Here is an 18231-nt window from a genome sequence, read left to right as displayed (position 1 = left end):
GTGGTATAATGAAGAGAATTGTTAATAATAAAAACAGGGGATGCAAATGTCTAATTTTAAAGAAAAACTACCATTATTTCAATCGAATGATGTTCAGATTTCAAATGTGGTCAACGCAGTTTGGTCGATTGCCAATACCTTACGTGGGGCTTACCGTGCAGATAAGTATCGAGATGTTATCATTCCGATGTTTGTCTTGACTCGATTAGAAGCTGCTTTATTGCCAACGAAAGATGAAGTAGTTGCACTTTATAAATCAAATCCCAATACACCTGAGAAGGTTCTTGAGAATAAATCTGGCTACAAATACTATAATACCAGTCCTTTCACGCTTGAAAACCTCCAAAATGATCCCAATGCAATCGAGGAGAATTTTATTGCCTATCTAGATGGCTACTCTTGTCGTGTGAAGGATATTATTGAAAATCTGAAGTTTAAAGAACAGGTTCACACGCTGGCAAAGTCTGGGCGTCTTTTTACGGTTATCAAAAAGTTCTCTCAGATCGACCTATCGCCAAGTTCTGTGGACTCAATGGTGATGGGCTATATGTTTGAGGATATCATCCGTCGCTTTTCTGAAAATGAGGAAGCTGGTTCTCACTATACACCTCGTGAAGTCATTGCTCTAATGGTCAATATGCTCTTGATTGAAGCCGATGAAGAATTATTCGTCGATAAAAAAGAATTGAAAATCTTAGATATGGCTGCTGGGACAGGTGGTATGCTAGCGACAGCCAAAAGTTATATCCGCAAGCTCGATACAGGAGTGACTGTCCGTCTTTTTGGTCAGGAAGTTTTACCTGAGACTTTCGGGATTGGTCGAGCTGATATGCTGATTCGTCAGGAAGACTCGGATTATTTTGTGAAGGCGGACACCTTAAAAGATCCCGATCCATTCCCAGATACAAAGATGAGTTTTGTCATTGCCAATCCTCCTTTTGGTCAATCTTGGGGCGGGAAAGATGCAGATGATGGCGTAGAAGACGCAGTTAAAAGAGACCATAAACTCTTTGAGAGTACAGAAGGTCAAAAAGGACGTTTTGTAGCGACTCCGGGGACTGGCGATGCCCAACTTCTTTTCCATCTTCATGGTTTAGCTAAACTAGAGGAAAACGGACGAGCTGCTATCATTTCAAACGGTTCTCCTCTCTTTTCTGGTGGTACTTCATCTGGAGAAAGTCAAATCCGTCGTTACATTCTTGAGAATGATTTACTAGAAGCTATTATTGCCCTACCAGGACAGTTTTTCTACAATACAGATATCGGGATTTATATCTGGATTTACAATAAAAACAAATCTCCTGAGCGTCAAAACAAGGTTCAATTTATCGATGCGACGGAAGAGTTTGTTCCTTTGCGTAAATCTCTGGGGAAAAAGCGTCGTGAATTGTCTCAAGATAATATCCGCCAGATCCTCCAATGGTATGATGATTTTACAGAGAATGACCATGTGAAAATCTTTGATAAGAATGAGTTTCTTTACCGAGAATATACTGTCATGCAGCCTCTACAACGTCGTGGCTGGATTACTGAGGAAACCATTGAGAAGGCAAAAAGTGCTCCTTTCCTAGCTAAACTATTTGACGAATACCAGTATCAAGAATTGCAAGAGATGGAACCGCGCTCAGCCAAAGATGAGAAGAAATTACAAGACTTCGAAGCTGGAAAGGTCAAGCAAGAAGCTATCTTGGATGCTCTTGGTGAAGGAATCTCGGAAGAAAGTTATCCTAATTTTGAAGTCTTTGTCCAAGTCATCAAGGACTTGCTGGGGGATATCAAGGTCACGCCTGCAAACATCAATGCCCTAGCCCTAGCCATGAGTGAAATGGACAAGACAGCAGAAGTCATCCGAACCAATAAGAAAGACAAGCCCAATGAGATTGCTGGAGGGATTGTCTACGATAAGACAACAAAGAACAGTGAAATCGTTAAGCTGACAGAGAATGTGGAAGACTACTTTGCGCGGGAGGTCTACCCACATGTACCTGACGCCCACTACTGGTTTGATGAGAAAAAGGGCTATGGAGCCGAGATTCCTTTTACTCGCTATTTCTATCAATACGAAGCACCAGAAAGTGCAGAGAAGCTCTTGGCAGAATTCTATGACTTGGAAGCAGAACTACAGACTCTCTTGGAGGAACTAAAACATGACTAGGATGAAAGAGAGTGGTATCGACTGGATCGGACAGATACCAGAAGAGTGGGAAGTAATTAAAGTTAAATTTTTTACTTATATGAAGGGAAGAATTGGCTGGCAAGGATTAAAAGCTGATGAATTTATTGATGAAGGACCATATTTAGTTACCGGAACTGATTTTAAAAATGGTCGAGTCAACTGGGATACAGCATATCATATATCACAAAAGAGATATGAACAAGCTCCAGAAATTCAGTTAAAGCAGGGAGACTTACTAGTTACAAAAGATGGAACTGTTGGGAAATTAGCACTTATTGATGAATTGCCAGATAGTGCGTCGTTAAATAGTCATTTACTTGTACTTAGACCTTTGTTTAATAGATATGATAATCACTTTCTCTATTACGTTTTAAGCTCTCTAGAATTTAAAAATTATTTTCAAAAAGTTTCGATAGGTAGTACTATGGATTCATTGTCTCAAGAAAAAATGGGAGAATTTATTTTTGCACTACCCAACATAAATGTGCAAAATTCTATATCTAGATACTTAGATAAGAAAACCGCCCAGTTAGATAAGGTAAAAGCCTTATTGGAAGAGCAGATTCAAAAACTTAAAGACTACCGCGCCAGCTTGATTTATGAGACTGTCACAAAAGGACTGGATAAAACAGTCCCTATGAAAGACTCAGGCATCGACTGGATCGGACAGGTGCCTGAAGGGTGGGGAGTAGGAAAAGTTAAGTATTTTTCACAAATTTCTGCTGGAGCAACACCTGATAGAAATAATTCGCTTTTTTGGAATGGAAATATTAACTGGATGTCATCAGGTGAGGTTAATCAGGGCATTGTAAAGCATACCTCTGAAACTATTACAGACTTAGCATTAAAAAGAACATCAACAAAATTACTTCCTAATGGGACTGTCATGCTTGCATTAAATGGGCAGGGAAAGACGAAAGGAACAGCAGCTGTTTTAGCAATTGAATCGGCTTCTAATCAATCTCTTGCATCATTTATAGTTGATAATCAAATATTGAATAACATGTATTTATATTATTTTTTTGTAGCAAACTACTATAACATTAGAGGGTTGAAAGGCGAGGATAGAGATGGTTTGAATTTGCAGTTAGTTTCAAATATAGATATTCCTCTCTTTGAAATCGAGGAACAACAAAAAATTGTCGATTTTCTAAATAAGAAAACAGTTCAAATTGATCAACTAATTCAAATAAAAAACCAACAAATTAAAAATATCAACAAACAACGACAAACTCTTATTTATGATTATGTGACAGGAAAGAGTAGGGTGTAATAAAAGTGTCTATTGAAGTAATAAAGAATATACTTGAAAAAGTCTCAACAGGTCAGTCTTGGTCATTAAAAATTATCAAAATTAACACGTCTAAGAAAAATGGATTAGAATATATAGCAAGAGAAATAGAGTTAAAGCCTAAAGGTAGATTAACGGAGCATATTAATAGTCTCGCTAGTAAATATTTGGAAGAACAGGATAGCGGGTTATCACAATATAGGGAATGTAAACCTTATGATGGAACAGCGGATGCTCAAGTTATTTATAAATTGGAAAACTCAAGTGAGCTGATTGAAACAAATTACGGATTATTTTTAACAGCTTTGGCTAGTCCTGATGTTGAAATTAATCCATTGGAGTTAAAAGCGAAAGCTTCTGTTATTGAGGGTATTATAAAGATTGAAAATGAGGAAGTTGCTGTAAAATTTATTTCAATGCAAAATCCTGTGACTACATTGAATAATAAGTTTTGCTGGATAAATGATAAATTTACAGAAATATCTGATAAAGTTTTGACATTAAGAAACTCTATAGATGTGATAGTTTTCAGAGAAAATGTATATATGTTGAATTTAGCAGGGGAAAAACTTTTTGATATGGAAAGGGCTTATCAAAAAATATGTAAGTCTAAAGTTGCTTTAATTCAAGAAAAAAATATCATTGAAGGATTTGGTACATTTAAAAAATGTGCTACTACTGGTCACAATCCGAGAAAATTTGTATCATTTAATGATTATTATCTAAATAAATTGACCAATGTAAAAAATAGAAAGAAAATTGCCAAAAAATTCAACATCAAACTAACAGACGATAGAAATTTGTTTGATGCAAATGAAGAAGGTGTTCCAGATAAAATTGTTAAATTGCTTTGCCAAAAAGGTATGGTTGATCCGTTTGATGATAGTCCAATGGAAGTTTCGGGAACAAGAAAATGGATATAGCAAAAGGAATAATTTAGAATGTCAAAATTGTTTTTCTTCAGTTTGTACTTTACATCATTTACTCCGTTGTGGTTATCTGTTTTGTTTATTGATATAAAAAGTTGTATAGAAAACTCCCAGTCAACAGTAATAGAATTTTATAGTATTATTGTCATTCTAATTATATGGCTGATTAGTATTCTGATTATTAAAATGGTTCTATTTTCAAAATATGAAGAAGGTACGTCTAGATTCATTTTAAATTCGGTAAAAGAAGAAAAGTCTATTGCTTCTGAATATCTCTTGTCTTATATTCTTCCATTATTCGCTTTTGATTTTACAAAATGGGATAGTGTAATTCTATTTTTAATATTCTTTGTAACACTAGCTTTCTTATGTATAAGACACAATTATTTTAGTGTAAATATAGTTTTAGAAGTTCTAAAGTATCAGGTTTATTCTTGTGAAATTGAAAATGATGATCAAATAAGTCTTACAACTTCAATTATCAGCAGAAAAAATTTGATGGCTAAAAAGGGAGAAGAGATCCGATTAAAGGCATTAAATAATGAATATAAGTTAGATGTTTAATAATCAAGATTAGTTTATTTTATGTTATTTAAAGATTCGTGCATAAAATTTTAGTAAATATTAGAAAGTGAGAAACTATGGCAAATTTGGGCTTGAAGGAGCGCTATGATTTCCAGCAGTGGATTATCAAAGATTTGAAAGAAAAAAATGGTTATATCCAGCGGGATGTTGCGCAGTACAATCCTCGATTAGCCATGGATGTTGAACTCCTATGGGATTTTCTGATGGAGACTCAGGAGGAGACCATTGATTACCTCCTTAAAAAACTAAGTAAGGAGACAATCATCAATCTCATCAATAAAGAAATCGTCAAGGGTGGATTTTTGTTCGCCTTAAAAGAGGGTGTTTTTATTGAAAACAAGCAGTTGCGACTTGTCTATCGCAAACCTGCGACTAGTTTTAATGAAAAAGCCGTTCAGCAATACCAAGCCAATCGCTTGTCTGTGATTGAGGAAGTGGTTTATGAAGAGGATGACCGCATCGATCTCGTTATCTTTATCAATGGATTGGCCCTTTTTGCCATTGAACTCAAGTTCAATCCAAACGGCCAATCGGTCCAGGATGCTATCAAGCAACTCAAGGGTCGCAATTCCAAGAATCGCCTCTTTCGTTTTGAGCAGGGAGTTTTGGCTTCCTTTGCTGTAGATACCTTGGAAGTCTACATGACCACCCAGTTAAAAGGCCAAGAAACTTACTTCCTACCCTTTAATATAGGGAAAGGAGAAGGAGCTGATATGGGAAGTGGAAATCCACACAATCCTAATGGCGTAGATACAGAGTACTTGTGGCTTGATGTATTGACCAAGGATAGTATCCTCCAGCTGATAGAGAGTTTTATCTTCTTTGAGATTGATAAGAATAATCCGAAAAAGAAAACACTGATTTTTCCTAGATACCATCAGAGAAGAGCTGTCAGCCGTCTCCTAGAAGACATGAAAATCAACCATACTGACAGTAATTATCTGATTCAGCATTCGGCTGGTTCTGGTAAAACAAATACCATAGCCTGGTTAGCTCATAGTCTTGTTTCGCTTCATGATGAACAAAATCAAAACATCGTGGATACAGTTTTAATTGTTACAGACCGCATCGTAGTCGATCGTCAATTACAAGAAGCAGTTAAGGAAATTTCCCATAAGTATGGTGTAGTTAAGGTGATGGGAGATAAAGAAACTTCGAGCGACTTGGCAGATGCAATTGCAGGAAATACAAAAATTATTGCAACGACAATTCATAAATTCGCACAAATCAATCAGTCGGATTGGATGTCTGTAGGTAATACTGCTAACAAGAAGTTTGCTATTTTGATTGACGAAGCTCATAGTTCGACGACAGGCTCTTATATGAGTTCAGTTAGTCAGGTCTTGACTGAAACGGATACAGAAAATGGAACCATCGATGAGGTTCAGGAAGTGACGGTTGCGGATGCTATTGAGCAGGATATAGCACGTACAGGTAAGCAAGATAATGTTTCAATCATTGCCTTTACAGCCACTCCTAAGGCAACTACTCTACAGTTGTTTGGTACGACACAGTCAGATGGTTCTAAAGCTCCTTTTGATGTTTACAGTATGAAGCAAGCTATAGAGGAAGGTTTTATCCTAGATGTCTTAGATAACTATACAACTTATAAGACCTATTACAGACTCAATAAAGCAGTAGAAGAAGATCCAGAGCTGAAAACTACAATTGCTAAGCGTAAGATTGCCAAGTTCTTGGAATTACATGATGAAAATATCGATCAAAAGGTTGAAATTATCATGGACCACTTTATTAGTCATGATATTATGGCAGAGTTAGGTGGTCAAGGGAAAGCCATGCTTGTGACTTCTGGTCGTGAAGCGGCAGTTAAATACCAGTTAGCCTTTGAAAAATACTTTAAAGATCATAGTATCACAAGCATTGGTACTCTGATTGCTTTCTCAGGTAAGGTTGACTATCAAGGAAGAGAATACTCTGAATCTCAGATGAATCAGTTTAAGGAAGAGCATTTGAAGGATCGCTTTAATACTGATGATTATCAAGTGCTGATTGTAGCAAATAAGTATCAGACTGGTTTTGACCAACCTAAGTTAGTTGCTATGTATGTAGATAAAAAATTGCGTGGTGTTGCGGCGGTGCAGACATTGTCTCGTCTGAATCGTATCTATAGAGGTTACAACAAGAAAACTTTTATCCTTGATTTTAAAAATACCTACGATGATATTCGTTCAGCTTTTTCTCCCTATTATCGTGAGACAATTTTAGCTGATACCATTGCTCCTAATGATGTCTTAAAACTGGATCGGAAAATTGACGAATATGGTATTTTGGATAGCGAAGTGGTTCATGAGTTTAATCAATTTTTATATCAAGAAAAACGTTCAAGTAGAGAAAAACAAAAAATGGTTGCTTTGTTAAATCAAGGTTACGATAGAGTGAAGCGATTTGATGAGAAAAAACAACTATCTATTCGAAAAGTTATTCGTGGTTTTCTTCGGATGTATACATTCTTGATTCAAGCAACAGCTTATCAAAATGAAGTTCTCCACGAGAGATATAATTATCTTCAAAGTCTCGTAAAAATGATTGACGTTCGTACAGGAGGAGATGACTTTACAATTGCAGATAAGATTGTCGTGGACTATATGAAACACAAGCATACTGGTTCATTCAGATCAGTTTCTGAATTAGAACATCATCCAGAATTATCTCTTCCAAAGCCAAGTACGAGTGATGTTACTGGAGAACAAGAAAAACGATTGTCTGAAATTTTGGATGAAATTAATGAACAGCTTAACTTAGACATTGACCAGCAGGTTGGCTTGAGTGGAGCAGTTTCCATTCGTGAACTGATGAAGAAGAATCCAAGGCTTAAACAATCTGCGCGTGTTAACTCCAGAGAAGATTTTGTTTTTGCTTTTGAAGAAGAGATTGATAACGCCCTGATAGAAGGCTATTCTCAGAGCCAGGATCTGTTTGGTGCCCTATTAAATAACGATTCTTTCAAGAAGAGATTGGCAAATATATTTATTGATGATGTGTTCAAGAGTTTGAAAGGAAGTCAGGAATGAAATCCTGAAAATGACCAAAGCAACTTCAAATTAAGATTTGTTAAAAATGATTTTTTATGGTAGAATGTATAAGAATGCATATCATTCGGATAAACAAATAAATTGAGGTAAAAACATGGAAATTATGGCGATTGTTATCGTTGTTTTTGCCGTCATCATTGGTTTAGTCATTGGATATGTCAGCATCTCAGTCAAGATGAAATCATCACAAGAGGCTGCAGAGCTGATGCTTTTAAATGCTGAACAAGAAGCAACTAATTTACGAGGACAAGCTGAGCGCGAAGCGGATTTATTACTCAATGAAGCTAAGAGCGAAAGCAAGTCTCTTAAAAAAGAAGCACTATTGGAGGCCAAAGAAGAAGCCAGAAAATACCGTGAAGAAGTGGACGCTGAATTTAAATCAGAACGTCAAGAACTCAAGCAGATCGAAAGTCGTTTGACCGAACGTGCTAGCAGTCTTGATCGTAAAGATGACAATTTGACGAACAAAGAAAAAACACTTGAACAAAAAGAACAAAGTATTTCTGATAGAGCAAAAAACCTTGATGTACGTGAAGAGCAACTAGAAGAAATTGAGAAACAAAAGCAAGCTGAACTAGAGCGTATTGGAACTCTGACTCAGTCGGAAGCAAAAGACATTATCTTGGCCCAGACAGAGGAAAACTTGACTAAGGAAATTGCTAGTCGCATTCGTGAGGCTGAGCAAGAAGTTAAGGAACGTTCAGACAAATTGGCTAAGGACATCTTGTCCCAAGCTATGCAGAGAATTGCTGGTGAGTATGTGGCTGAGTCTACCAACTCTACGGTTCATCTGCCTGATGATACTATGAAAGGTCGTATCATTGGTCGTGAAGGTCGTAACATCCGTACTTTTGAAAGTTTGACAGGGGTTGATGTCATCATTGATGATACGCCAGAAGTGGTAACCTTGTCAGGTTTTGATCCTATCCGTCGCGAGATTGCCCGTATGACTATGGAAACCTTGCTTAAGGATGGACGTATTCACCCAGCTCGTATCGAAGAGTTGGTTGAGAAAAATCGTCAAGAGATTGATAACAAGATTCGTGAATATGGTGAAGCTGCAGCCTATGAGATTGGTGCACCGAACCTTCACCCAGACTTGATGAAGATCATGGGTCGCCTGCAGTTCCGTACGTCATACGGACAAAATGTCTTGCGTCATTCGATTGAAGTGGCTAAGTTGGCTGGTATCATGGCCAGCGAACTTGGTGAAAATGCCGCACTTGCCCGTCGTGCGGGATTCCTCCACGATATTGGTAAAGCCATTGACCGTGAGGTAGAAGGCAGCCACGTTGAGATTGGTACAGAATTGGCTCGCAAGTACAAGGAACACCCAGTTGTGGTTAATACTATTGCCAGTCACCACGGAGATGTAGAACCTGAGAGTGTGATTGCAGTGATCGTTGCTGCGGCGGATGCCTTGAGTGCTGCCCGTCCAGGAGCTCGTAGTGAATCACTTGAAAGCTACATCAAACGTCTCCATGATTTAGAGGAAATTGCTAATAGCTTTGAAGGTGTTCAAAATAGCTTTGCCCTTCAAGCAGGTCGTGAAATCCGTATCATGGTAAACCCAGGTCAAATCAAGGACGACAAGGTCACAATCTTGGCTCATAAAGTTCGTGAGAAAATCGAAAACAATCTCGATTATCCAGGAAATATTAAGGTAACCGTGATTCGTGAACTTCGTGCAGTTGATTATGCAAAATAAATAAGAAAGAGCAGTTGAAAAATTACTGCTTTTTTGTTACACTAGATAGAAAGATTGTAGTGTGCAGAAATGGCTTTAGACATATAATCTTACAGAAATTTTCAAGTCATTTCACAAACTATCTAAAGGAGACATAATGGCAGACCGAGGCTTACTAATCGTTTTTTCAGGTCCTTCTGGAGTTGGAAAAGGAACGGTTAGACGAGAAATTTTTGAGAGTTCTGAAAATCAATTTCAATATTCTGTATCTATGACAACGCGGGCACAACGTCCAGGTGAAGTAGATGGTGTTGATTATTTCTTCCGTACACGGGAGGAATTTGAAGAGTTGATCCGTCAAGGGCAAATGTTAGAGTATGCAGAGTATGTGGGTAACTATTATGGAACTCCTCTGACTTATGTTAATGAAACGCTTGATAAGGGAATCGATGTCTTTCTTGAAATTGAAGTGCAGGGAGCTCTTCAGGTCAAGAAAAAAGTTCCAGATGCGGTCTTTATCTTTTTAACACCGCCAGATTTGGAAGAATTGCAAGACCGTCTCGTAGGCCGTGGTACAGATAGTGCAGAAGTGATTGCTCAGCGTATCGAAAAAGCCAAGGAAGAAATTGCTTTGATGCGTGAGTATGACTACGCTATTGTAAATGACCATGTTCCTCTAGCGGCCGAGCGTGTGAAACGTGTGATTGAAGCAGAACATTTCCGTGTAGACCGTGTGATTGGTCATTATCAGGATATGCTACCAAAGTCTCCGACTATTCGATAAACTATAGAAAACAGGTACAAACAAATGATGCTTAAACCCTCTATCGATACCTTACTTGACAAGGTACCATCAAAATATTCACTCGTAATCTTGGAAGCAAAACGTGCCCACGAATTAGAAGCTGGAGCACCTGCAACTCAAGAATTCAAATCTGAAAAATCAACTCTTCGTGCCTTGGAAGAAATTGAATCAGGGAATGTAACCATCCACCCAGATCCAGAAGGAAAACGCGAAGCTGTTCGTCGTCGCATCGAAGAAGAAAGACGATTGAAAGAAGAAGAAGAAAAGAAAATTAAAGAGCAAATCGCGAAAGAAAAAGAAGAAGGTGAAAAAATTTAAGGTTGGGGGGACTCAATCTTATTTTTTCTATTGCAAGAATACTCAATCAATTAAAAGGATTTAAGAAGAGAAGGAGGTGAGGATATGGCTATTGCAAAAATCATTGTGGATGTTCCCTTGATGCAGACAGACCAGCCCTATAGCTACAAGATTCCAGAGGAATTTGAAGAGATGCTGGAAGTTGGCATGCGGGTTCATGTACCTTTTGGGAAGGCCAATCGCTTGATTCAGGGGATTGTTCTTGGGTTGGAGTCTCAATCTGATGCAGATGTGGCAGACGAGGACTTAAAAGAAATTGCCGAGGTGCTGGACTTTTCTCCTGTCTTAACGGAGGAACAACTCTGGCTAGCAGAGGAACTACGTAAATCAGTCTTCTCATACAAAATTTCTATCTTAAAAGCCATGCTTCCTGGATTTTTGAATTCTAGCTATGATAAAATCCTCTATCCTCTGGAAGGCTTGAGTCAGAAAGACAGAGACCGTTTGTTTGGTTCGCAAGAATCTCTAGCCTTTTCATCTCTCGACCTAGAAAAGCAGGCTGAGATGATGCGATTGACTCGAAGAGGGCTCTTGAGACTCGAGTATCAGGCTGTAGACCAGAAGAAAGTCAAAACACAGTCTTGGGTTCAAGTGAATCTTGACAAATTAGAAAAGCTAGAAATCTCAAACCGTGCCAAGAAGAAATTGGAACTGCGAGATTATTTATTAGCACATCCAGAAAGCACTCCTTTGGCTACTTTGTTAGAACATTACTCACGGGAACAAGTCAATTTCTTTGTGGAACAGGGTGCTTTGACGATTCTTCAAAAAGAAGTGCAACGTTCAGCGACTTATTTTGAAGGTATTGAGGCTAGCCAATCCTTAGAGTTAAACCCAGAGCAAAAACAAGCCTGTGAGGCGGTTGTTGGAGCGATTGGAAAGAAACATCCTCCCTTTCTTCTACAAGGAATCACTGGAAGTGGGAAAACCGAGGTTTATCTGCAGATTATCCAAGGTGCCCTGGATATGGGAAAAACAGCGATTGTTCTAGTGCCAGAGATTTCTCTCACACCTCAAATGACGGAGCGTTTTATTGCTCGTTTTGGTGAGAAAGTTGCCATTCTCCACTCTGGCTTGTCCAATGGTGAGAAGTACGATGAATGGCGCAAGGTGGAGCGTGGAGATGCTCAGGTAGTCGTTGGGGCTCGGTCTGCCATTTTTGCCCCTTTGAAAAATCTCGGAGTTATCATTATCGATGAAGAGCACGAGGCCAGCTACAAGCAAGACAGCAATCCGCGTTATCATGCTAGAGATGTGGCTCTTTTACGAGCTCAGTACAATCAAGCAGCATTAGTCCTTGGTTCTGCAACACCTAGTCTAGAAAGTCGTGCGCGTGCTGGCAAGGGTGTTTATCAACATCTACGCCTGACGCAACGGGCCAATCCTCTAGCAAGTATTCCTGAAGTTCAACTGATTGACTTCCGTGATTATATCGGGCAAAATGAAACATCTAACTTTACACCACCTCTGATTGAGGCTATTCAAGACAGACTGGCTAAAAAAGAGCAGGTGGTTCTCATGCTCAATCGCCGTGGCTATTCTAGCTTTGTCATGTGTCGGGAATGTGGTACTGTGGATACCTGCCCTAATTGCGATATTTCCTTGACGCTTCACATGGATACCAAGACGATGAACTGTCATTATTGTGGCTTTTCGAAGAAAATTCCTCATGCCTGCCCTAACTGTCAGAGCCGTAGCATTCGCTATTATGGAACGGGAACCCAAAAGGCCTACGATGAGCTAGCAGAACTCTTTCCAGAGGCACGCATTCTACGCATGGATGTAGATACAACTCGCAAAAAGGGCAGTCACCAAGCTCTACTTGAACAATTTGGAAATGGTGAAGCGGACATCTTGCTTGGAACTCAGATGATTGCCAAGGGTTTGGATTTTCCCAATGTAACCCTAGTAGGAGTTCTAAATGCGGATACGGCCTTGAATCTGCCTGATTTCCGTTCTTCTGAGAGAACCTTCCAGCTCTTGACTCAGGTGGCAGGTCGGGCAGGACGTGCTGAAAAAGCTGGGCTGGTCTTGATTCAGTCTTACAATCCTCAGCACTACGCTATTCGATTTGCAAAAGATCAGGATTACGAAGGTTTTTATGCTTATGAAATGGGAATCAGACGACAACTTGGCTATCCACCTTACTATTTCACCATTGGCATTACCCTTTCTCACAAGAAGGAAGAAGAGGTGGTCAAACGTGCCTATGAAGTGATGAACATTTTGAGGTCAGGTTTGTCCGAAACCAGTAACATTCTCGGCCCAACGCCCAAACCCATTGCCCGTACCCACAACCTCTATCATTATCAGATTTTAATTAAATACCGTTTAGAAGATGAGCTAGGTCCGACCCTCAACCAGGTCTTGGCCTTGACTCAAGAAAGGGAAAATAGTGAGCTCCGTCTCAGCATTGACCATGAACCACAGCAATTTTTATAAGAAGGAGAAGATATGATAAAATTAATCTTTATGGGGACACCCGACTTTTCAGCAACAGTCTTAAAAGGACTTTTGACAGATGACCGTTACGAAATTTTAGCCGTTGTGACCCAGCCAGACCGTGCTGTCGGCCGTAAAAAAGTGATCCAAGAAACTCCAGTCAAGCAGACTGCCAAGGAAGCTGGACTTCCTATCTACCAACCTGAAAAATTATCTGGAAGTTCAGAGATGGAAACTATTATGAATTTAGGAGCGGATGGAATTGTGACTGCTGCTTTTGGGCAGTTTCTTCCAAGTAAACTCCTTGATAGCATGGATTTTGCAGTCAATGTTCATGCTTCGCTCCTTCCTAAACACCGTGGTGGTGCTCCTATCCATTATGCCTTGATTCAGGGTGATGAGGAGGCTGGAGTGACCATTATGGAAATGGTTAAGGAAATGGATGCCGGAGATATGATTTCTCGTCGTAGTATTCCGATTACAGATGAGGACAATGTAGGAACCTTGTTTGAGAAATTGGCGATTGTTGGTCGTGATTTGCTTTTGGATACTTTGCCTGCATACATTGCTGGCGAGATTCAGCCTCAACCACAGGACCCAAGCCAGGTTACATTTTCGCCTAATATCAAACCTGAAGAAGAAAAGTTGGACTGGGACAAGACTAACCGTCAACTCTTTAACCAAATTCGTGGAATGAATCCATGGCCAGTTGCCCACACCTTCCTCAAGGGAGATCGTTTCAAAATCTATGAAGCCTTGCCTGTAGAAGGTCAGGGGAATCCGGGTGAGATACTCTCCATCGGTAAGAAGGAATTGATTGTTGCAACAGCAGAAGGAGCTCTGTCTCTCAAACAGGTTCAACCAGCAGGAAAACCTAAGATGGACATTGCTTCCTTCCTCAACGGTGTGGGACGAACTTTGGCAGTAGGAGAACGATTTGGTGACTAAAGTAGAAACGGCTAGAAGTTTAGCCCTAGAGGTATTGGAAGATGTCTTTATCCAACAAGCTTACTCCAATATCGCCTTAAACAAACACCTAAAAGCCAGTCAGCTGTCAGCAACAGACAAAGGCTTGGTGACCGAACTGGTCTATGGAACGGTAGCTCGTAAACTAACTTTAGAATGGTATTTATCTCACTTTATTGAGGATAGAGATAAGCTAGATAGCTGGCTCTATGTTCTGCTTCTCATGAGCGTTTATCAACTCCAATATCTAGATAAGGTTCCAGATCATGCAGTGGTCAATGAAGCGGTGGAACTGGCTAAACTTCGCAAAAAAGGCAGTGAAAAACTGGTCAATGCAGTCCTTCGCCGTATCCTGCGAGAAGGTTTGCCAGATAGTGCCTCTATCAAGCGTAAAAATAAGCGTGATTCTATTGCCTATTCTTTACCAGTTTGGTTGATTTCGAAACTCAAGGAAGAGTACGGAGAAGAGCGAGCTCAAGCGATTTTTGAGAGTCTTTTGCAACGGAATAAAGCCAGTATTCGCGTAACAGATTTGAACCGAAAAGAGGAAATCAAAGCTCTGCTCGGTGCAAGTGATTCTGCTTTATCAGCTTCTGGTCTGGTCAAGGAGCAGGGGCATTTTGCGGGTCATGACTTGTTTGCTGAAGGGGTTATTACTATCCAAGATGAGTCTAGTCAACTGGTTGCACCAACACTAGAGCTACAAGGAGAGGAGCAGGTTTTGGATGCCTGTGCGGCTCCAGGTGGGAAAACAGCCCATATGGCATCTTATCTAACGACAGGTCAGGTAACAGCTCTGGATCTCTACGATCATAAACTCACTTTGATTCAGGAAAATGCTCAGCGTTTAGGAGTAGCAGACCGTGTTCAAACACAAAAATTGGATGCCCGAAAGGTCCACGAGTTTTTTGGCAAGGATCAATTTGATAAGATTCTTGTTGATGCCCCTTGCTCAGGGATTGGTCTATTGCGTCGAAAACCAGATATCAAATACAATAAAGAAACGGCAGATTTCGCGTCATTACAGGAAATTCAGCTGGAAATATTAGGTAGTGTTTGTCAAACACTACGAAAAGGTGGTATAATAACCTATAGTACCTGCACTATTGTCTCGGAAGAGAACTTTAAAGTGGTTCAAGCATTTTTAGAAAGTCATCCCGAGTTCGAGCAGGTTAAACTAGAACACGAATGCAAGGATATTCTAAAAGATGGCTGTATCCTTATTACTCCGGAATTATACGGAAGTGATGGATTCTTCATCAGCCAATTTCGTAAGATGTCCAATTAGGAAGGAACTGACACAATGGAGATTTCATTATTAACAGATGTGGGTCAGAAGCGTACAAATAATCAAGACTATGTCAATCTTTTTGTCAACCGTGCTGGTCGCACGATGATCATCTTGGCTGATGGGATGGGAGGTCATCGCGCAGGAAATATTGCCAGTGAGATGGCAGTTACGGACTTAGGTGTTGCCTGGGTTGATACGCAGATCGACACCGTTAATGAAGTTCGCGAATGGTTTGCCCACCATCTAGAAGTTGAAAATCAAAAGATTTATCAACTAGGACGAGATGAAGCCTACAAGGGAATGGGGACAACCCTCGAAGCTCTTGCAGTTATCGGAAATCAGGCAATTTATGCCCATATCGGAGATTCTAGAATCGGTCTCATTCGAGGGGAAGAGTACCGTCAACTGACAAGTGATCATTCCTTGGTTAACGAATTGCTTAAGGCAGGTCAATTGACACCTGAAGAAGCTGAAGCACATCCACAAAAGAATATCATCACCCAATCTATCGGACAAAAAGACGAAATTCAACCTGATTTTGGAATTGTCAGCTTGGAAGCAGGTGACTATCTGGTCATGAATAGTGACGGTCTAACCAATATGATTTCAGGCAGTGAGATCTATGATATTGTGACAAGCGATATTTCGCTTGATGATAAGGCGGCCACTTTGGTACGCTTTGCCAACAATGCCGGAGGGCTTGATAATATTACAGTTGCCCTTGTTTCGATTAAGGAGGAGGCGGCACTATGATCCAGATCGGCAAGATTTTTGCCGGGCGGTATCGGATTATCAAACAAATTGGCCGTGGAGGTATGGCAGATGTCTACCTAGCCAAGGATTTGATTTTAGACGGGGAAGAGGTAGCTGTAAAGGTCCTGAGGACTAACTACCAGACTGACCCGATTGCTGTTGCTCGTTTTCAGCGTGAAGCGCGTGCAATGGCTGACTTAGATCATCCCCATATCGTTCGGATAACGGATATCGGCGAAGAGGACGGTCAACAGTACCTAGCTATGGAATATGTAGCTGGTCTTGATCTCAAACGCTATATCAAAGAACACTATCCCCTCTCAAATGAAGAAGCTGTCCGTATCATGGGTCAGATTCTCTTAGCGATGCGCTTGGCGCACACTAAAGGTATTGTCCATCGTGACTTAAAACCTCAAAATATTCTTTTAACTCCTGATGGAACGGCTAAGGTGACGGACTTTGGGATTGCTGTAGCCTTTGCAGAGACAAGTCTGACTCAGACCAATTCTATGTTGGGTTCTGTCCACTACTTGTCACCTGAGCAGGCTCGTGGCTCTAAGGCAACTGTGCAGAGTGACATCTATGCCATGGGGATTATTTTCTACGAGATGCTGACAGGGCGTATCCCTTATGATGGCGATAGTGCAGTAACCATTGCCCTCCAGCATTTTCAAAAACCACTTCCTTCGGTTATAGCTGAAAATCCATCTGTTCCCCAAGCTTTGGAGAATGTGGTCATCAAAGCAACTGCTAAAAAGCTTACGGATCGATACAAGTCAGTTTCAGAGATGTATGTGGATTTATCCAGTAGTTTGTCTTATAATCGTAGAAATGAAGCCAAACGTGTTTTTGATGATGCTAGTAAGGCAGATACCAAGACCTTGCCAAAAGTTCCTCAGACAACCTTAACATCGATTCCAAAGGTTCAACCACAGCCAGAAATTTCTCAGACTGCTAGAGTCAATCCAGAGGTTGCTGCGAAAGAGCCGCTGGAAAAACCAGTGAAAAAACGTCGCTTTAAGGCACGTTATCTAGTTCTCTTGGCAAGCTTCGTATTGGTCCTGGCTTCCCTTGTCTGGATTTTATCCAGAACACCAGCTACTGTTGAGATTCCAAAAGTTGCAGGTCAAACTGTTGCTGAAGCTAAGGAAAACTTGAAAAAAGCGAATTTTGAGATTGGCGAGGAGAAGACCGAAGCGAGTGATACCGTAGAAGAAGGTCGGGTTATCCGAACAGATCCAGATGCTGGCTCAGCTCGCAAAGAAGGAACTAAGGTTAATCTCATTATTTCTTCAGGTCAACAATCCTTTAAGCTTGGAAATTATGTTGGTCGTAAATCTACAGATGTCATAGCAGAATTGAAAGGGAAAAAGGTTCCTGAAAATCTGATTAAGATTGAAGAAGAAGAGTCCAGTGAATCAGAACCAGGTGTGATTTTAAAACAGAGCCTAGCAGAAGGTACAACCTATGATCTTAGCAAGGCAACTTCTATCGTTTTGACTGTTGCTAAAAAGGTGACAACCGTGACCATGCCAAGTTATATTGGCTCAAGTCTTGAATTTACAAAGAATAACTTAATTCAGATTGTTGGTGTCAAGGAAGCTAATATCGAAGTAGTAGAGGTTTCGACAGCACCTGAGGGCACTGCTGAAGGAACTGTTGTCGATCAAAGTCCAAAACTAGGTGCGAAAGTTGATCTAAGTACGACACGTATAAAGATCTCTATTTATAAACCAAAAACTCCACCATCATCTTCTTCTGTTCCATCTTCGAGCCAGCGTAACTCTAACAGGGCAGATAATACGGTGCCATCTCAAAGTTCATCTACTCCATCTTCGTCTACGCAAACTCATGCGGACGAACATAACACTGATAACTAAATAATCTTTGTCACAG

The 18231-nt window shown here is 40.2% G+C and carries 13 protein-coding genes; all 13 read left to right on the top strand.

The window, feature by feature from the left end; translation table 11 throughout:
- Positions 1-46: 46 nt before the first annotated feature.
- Positions 47-2155 (top strand): type I restriction-modification system subunit M, encoded by a 2109-nt coding sequence (locus tag HMPREF2805_RS03710; protein ID WP_075231446.1) that lies wholly within the window; start codon positions 47-49, stop codon positions 2153-2155.
- The gene (locus tag HMPREF2805_RS03705; protein WP_075231445.1) at positions 2148-3449 is read left to right on the top strand and encodes a restriction endonuclease subunit S; all 1302 of its coding nucleotides are present in this window, start codon (positions 2148-2150) and stop codon (positions 3447-3449) included. The genes HMPREF2805_RS03710 and HMPREF2805_RS03705 overlap by 8 nt, the downstream gene beginning before the upstream one ends.
- 5 nt (positions 3450-3454) lie before the next feature.
- Positions 3455-4390, top strand: coding sequence for a Kiwa anti-phage protein KwaB-like domain-containing protein (locus HMPREF2805_RS03700; protein ID WP_075231444.1), 936 nt, complete (start codon positions 3455-3457; stop codon positions 4388-4390).
- A gap of 18 nt (positions 4391-4408) precedes the next feature.
- Complete coding sequence (locus HMPREF2805_RS03695; RefSeq protein WP_075231443.1) at positions 4409-4960, top strand: hypothetical protein; 552 nt, start codon at positions 4409-4411, stop codon at positions 4958-4960.
- Between the two features lie 77 nt (positions 4961-5037).
- Positions 5038-8013 carry a type I restriction endonuclease subunit R gene (locus HMPREF2805_RS03690; RefSeq protein ID WP_075231442.1) on the top strand — a complete coding sequence of 992 codons (2976 nt, stop codon included), beginning with the start codon at positions 5038-5040 and terminating at the stop codon, positions 8011-8013.
- Positions 8014-8128: 115 nt separating this feature from the next.
- Positions 8129-9742: a ribonuclease Y gene (locus tag HMPREF2805_RS03685; RefSeq protein WP_075231441.1), complete on the top strand. Its 1614-nt coding sequence runs from the start codon at positions 8129-8131 to the stop codon at positions 9740-9742.
- A gap of 136 nt (positions 9743-9878) precedes the next feature.
- Positions 9879-10505, top strand: coding sequence for a guanylate kinase (gmk, locus tag HMPREF2805_RS03680; RefSeq protein ID WP_000775049.1), 627 nt, complete (start codon positions 9879-9881; stop codon positions 10503-10505).
- Positions 10506-10529: 24 nt separating this feature from the next.
- Positions 10530-10844, top strand: a complete 315-nt coding sequence (gene rpoZ, locus HMPREF2805_RS03675) for a DNA-directed RNA polymerase subunit omega (RefSeq protein WP_006146546.1) — start codon at positions 10530-10532, stop codon at positions 10842-10844.
- Positions 10845-10928: 84 nt separating this feature from the next.
- Complete coding sequence (locus HMPREF2805_RS03670; RefSeq protein ID WP_075231440.1) at positions 10929-13325, top strand: primosomal protein N'; 2397 nt, start codon at positions 10929-10931, stop codon at positions 13323-13325.
- A 12-nt stretch (positions 13326-13337) separates the two neighbouring features.
- Positions 13338-14273 carry a methionyl-tRNA formyltransferase gene (fmt, locus tag HMPREF2805_RS03665; RefSeq protein ID WP_075231439.1) on the top strand — a complete coding sequence of 312 codons (936 nt, stop codon included), beginning with the start codon at positions 13338-13340 and terminating at the stop codon, positions 14271-14273.
- A complete protein-coding gene (rsmB, locus tag HMPREF2805_RS03660; RefSeq protein WP_075231530.1) occupies positions 14266-15579 on the top strand; it encodes a 16S rRNA (cytosine(967)-C(5))-methyltransferase RsmB in 1314 nt (437 codons plus the stop codon). The genes fmt and rsmB overlap by 8 nt, the downstream gene beginning before the upstream one ends.
- Before the next feature lie 15 nt (positions 15580-15594).
- Positions 15595-16335 (top strand): Stp1/IreP family PP2C-type Ser/Thr phosphatase, encoded by a 741-nt coding sequence (locus HMPREF2805_RS03655; protein ID WP_075231438.1) that lies wholly within the window; start codon positions 15595-15597, stop codon positions 16333-16335.
- The gene (pknB, locus tag HMPREF2805_RS03650; RefSeq protein WP_075231437.1) at positions 16332-18215 is read left to right on the top strand and encodes a Stk1 family PASTA domain-containing Ser/Thr kinase; all 1884 of its coding nucleotides are present in this window, start codon (positions 16332-16334) and stop codon (positions 18213-18215) included. The genes HMPREF2805_RS03655 and pknB overlap by 4 nt, the downstream gene beginning before the upstream one ends.
- The last annotated feature ends 16 nt before the right edge of the window (positions 18216-18231 follow it).

The sequence above is a fragment of the Streptococcus sp. HMSC034E03 genome (genome assembly GCF_001811505.1).
Classification (GTDB): domain Bacteria; phylum Bacillota; class Bacilli; order Lactobacillales; family Streptococcaceae; genus Streptococcus.
The sequence above is the reverse complement of the archived record's forward strand: the minus strand, read 5'-3'. Positions and strand labels throughout refer to the sequence as shown.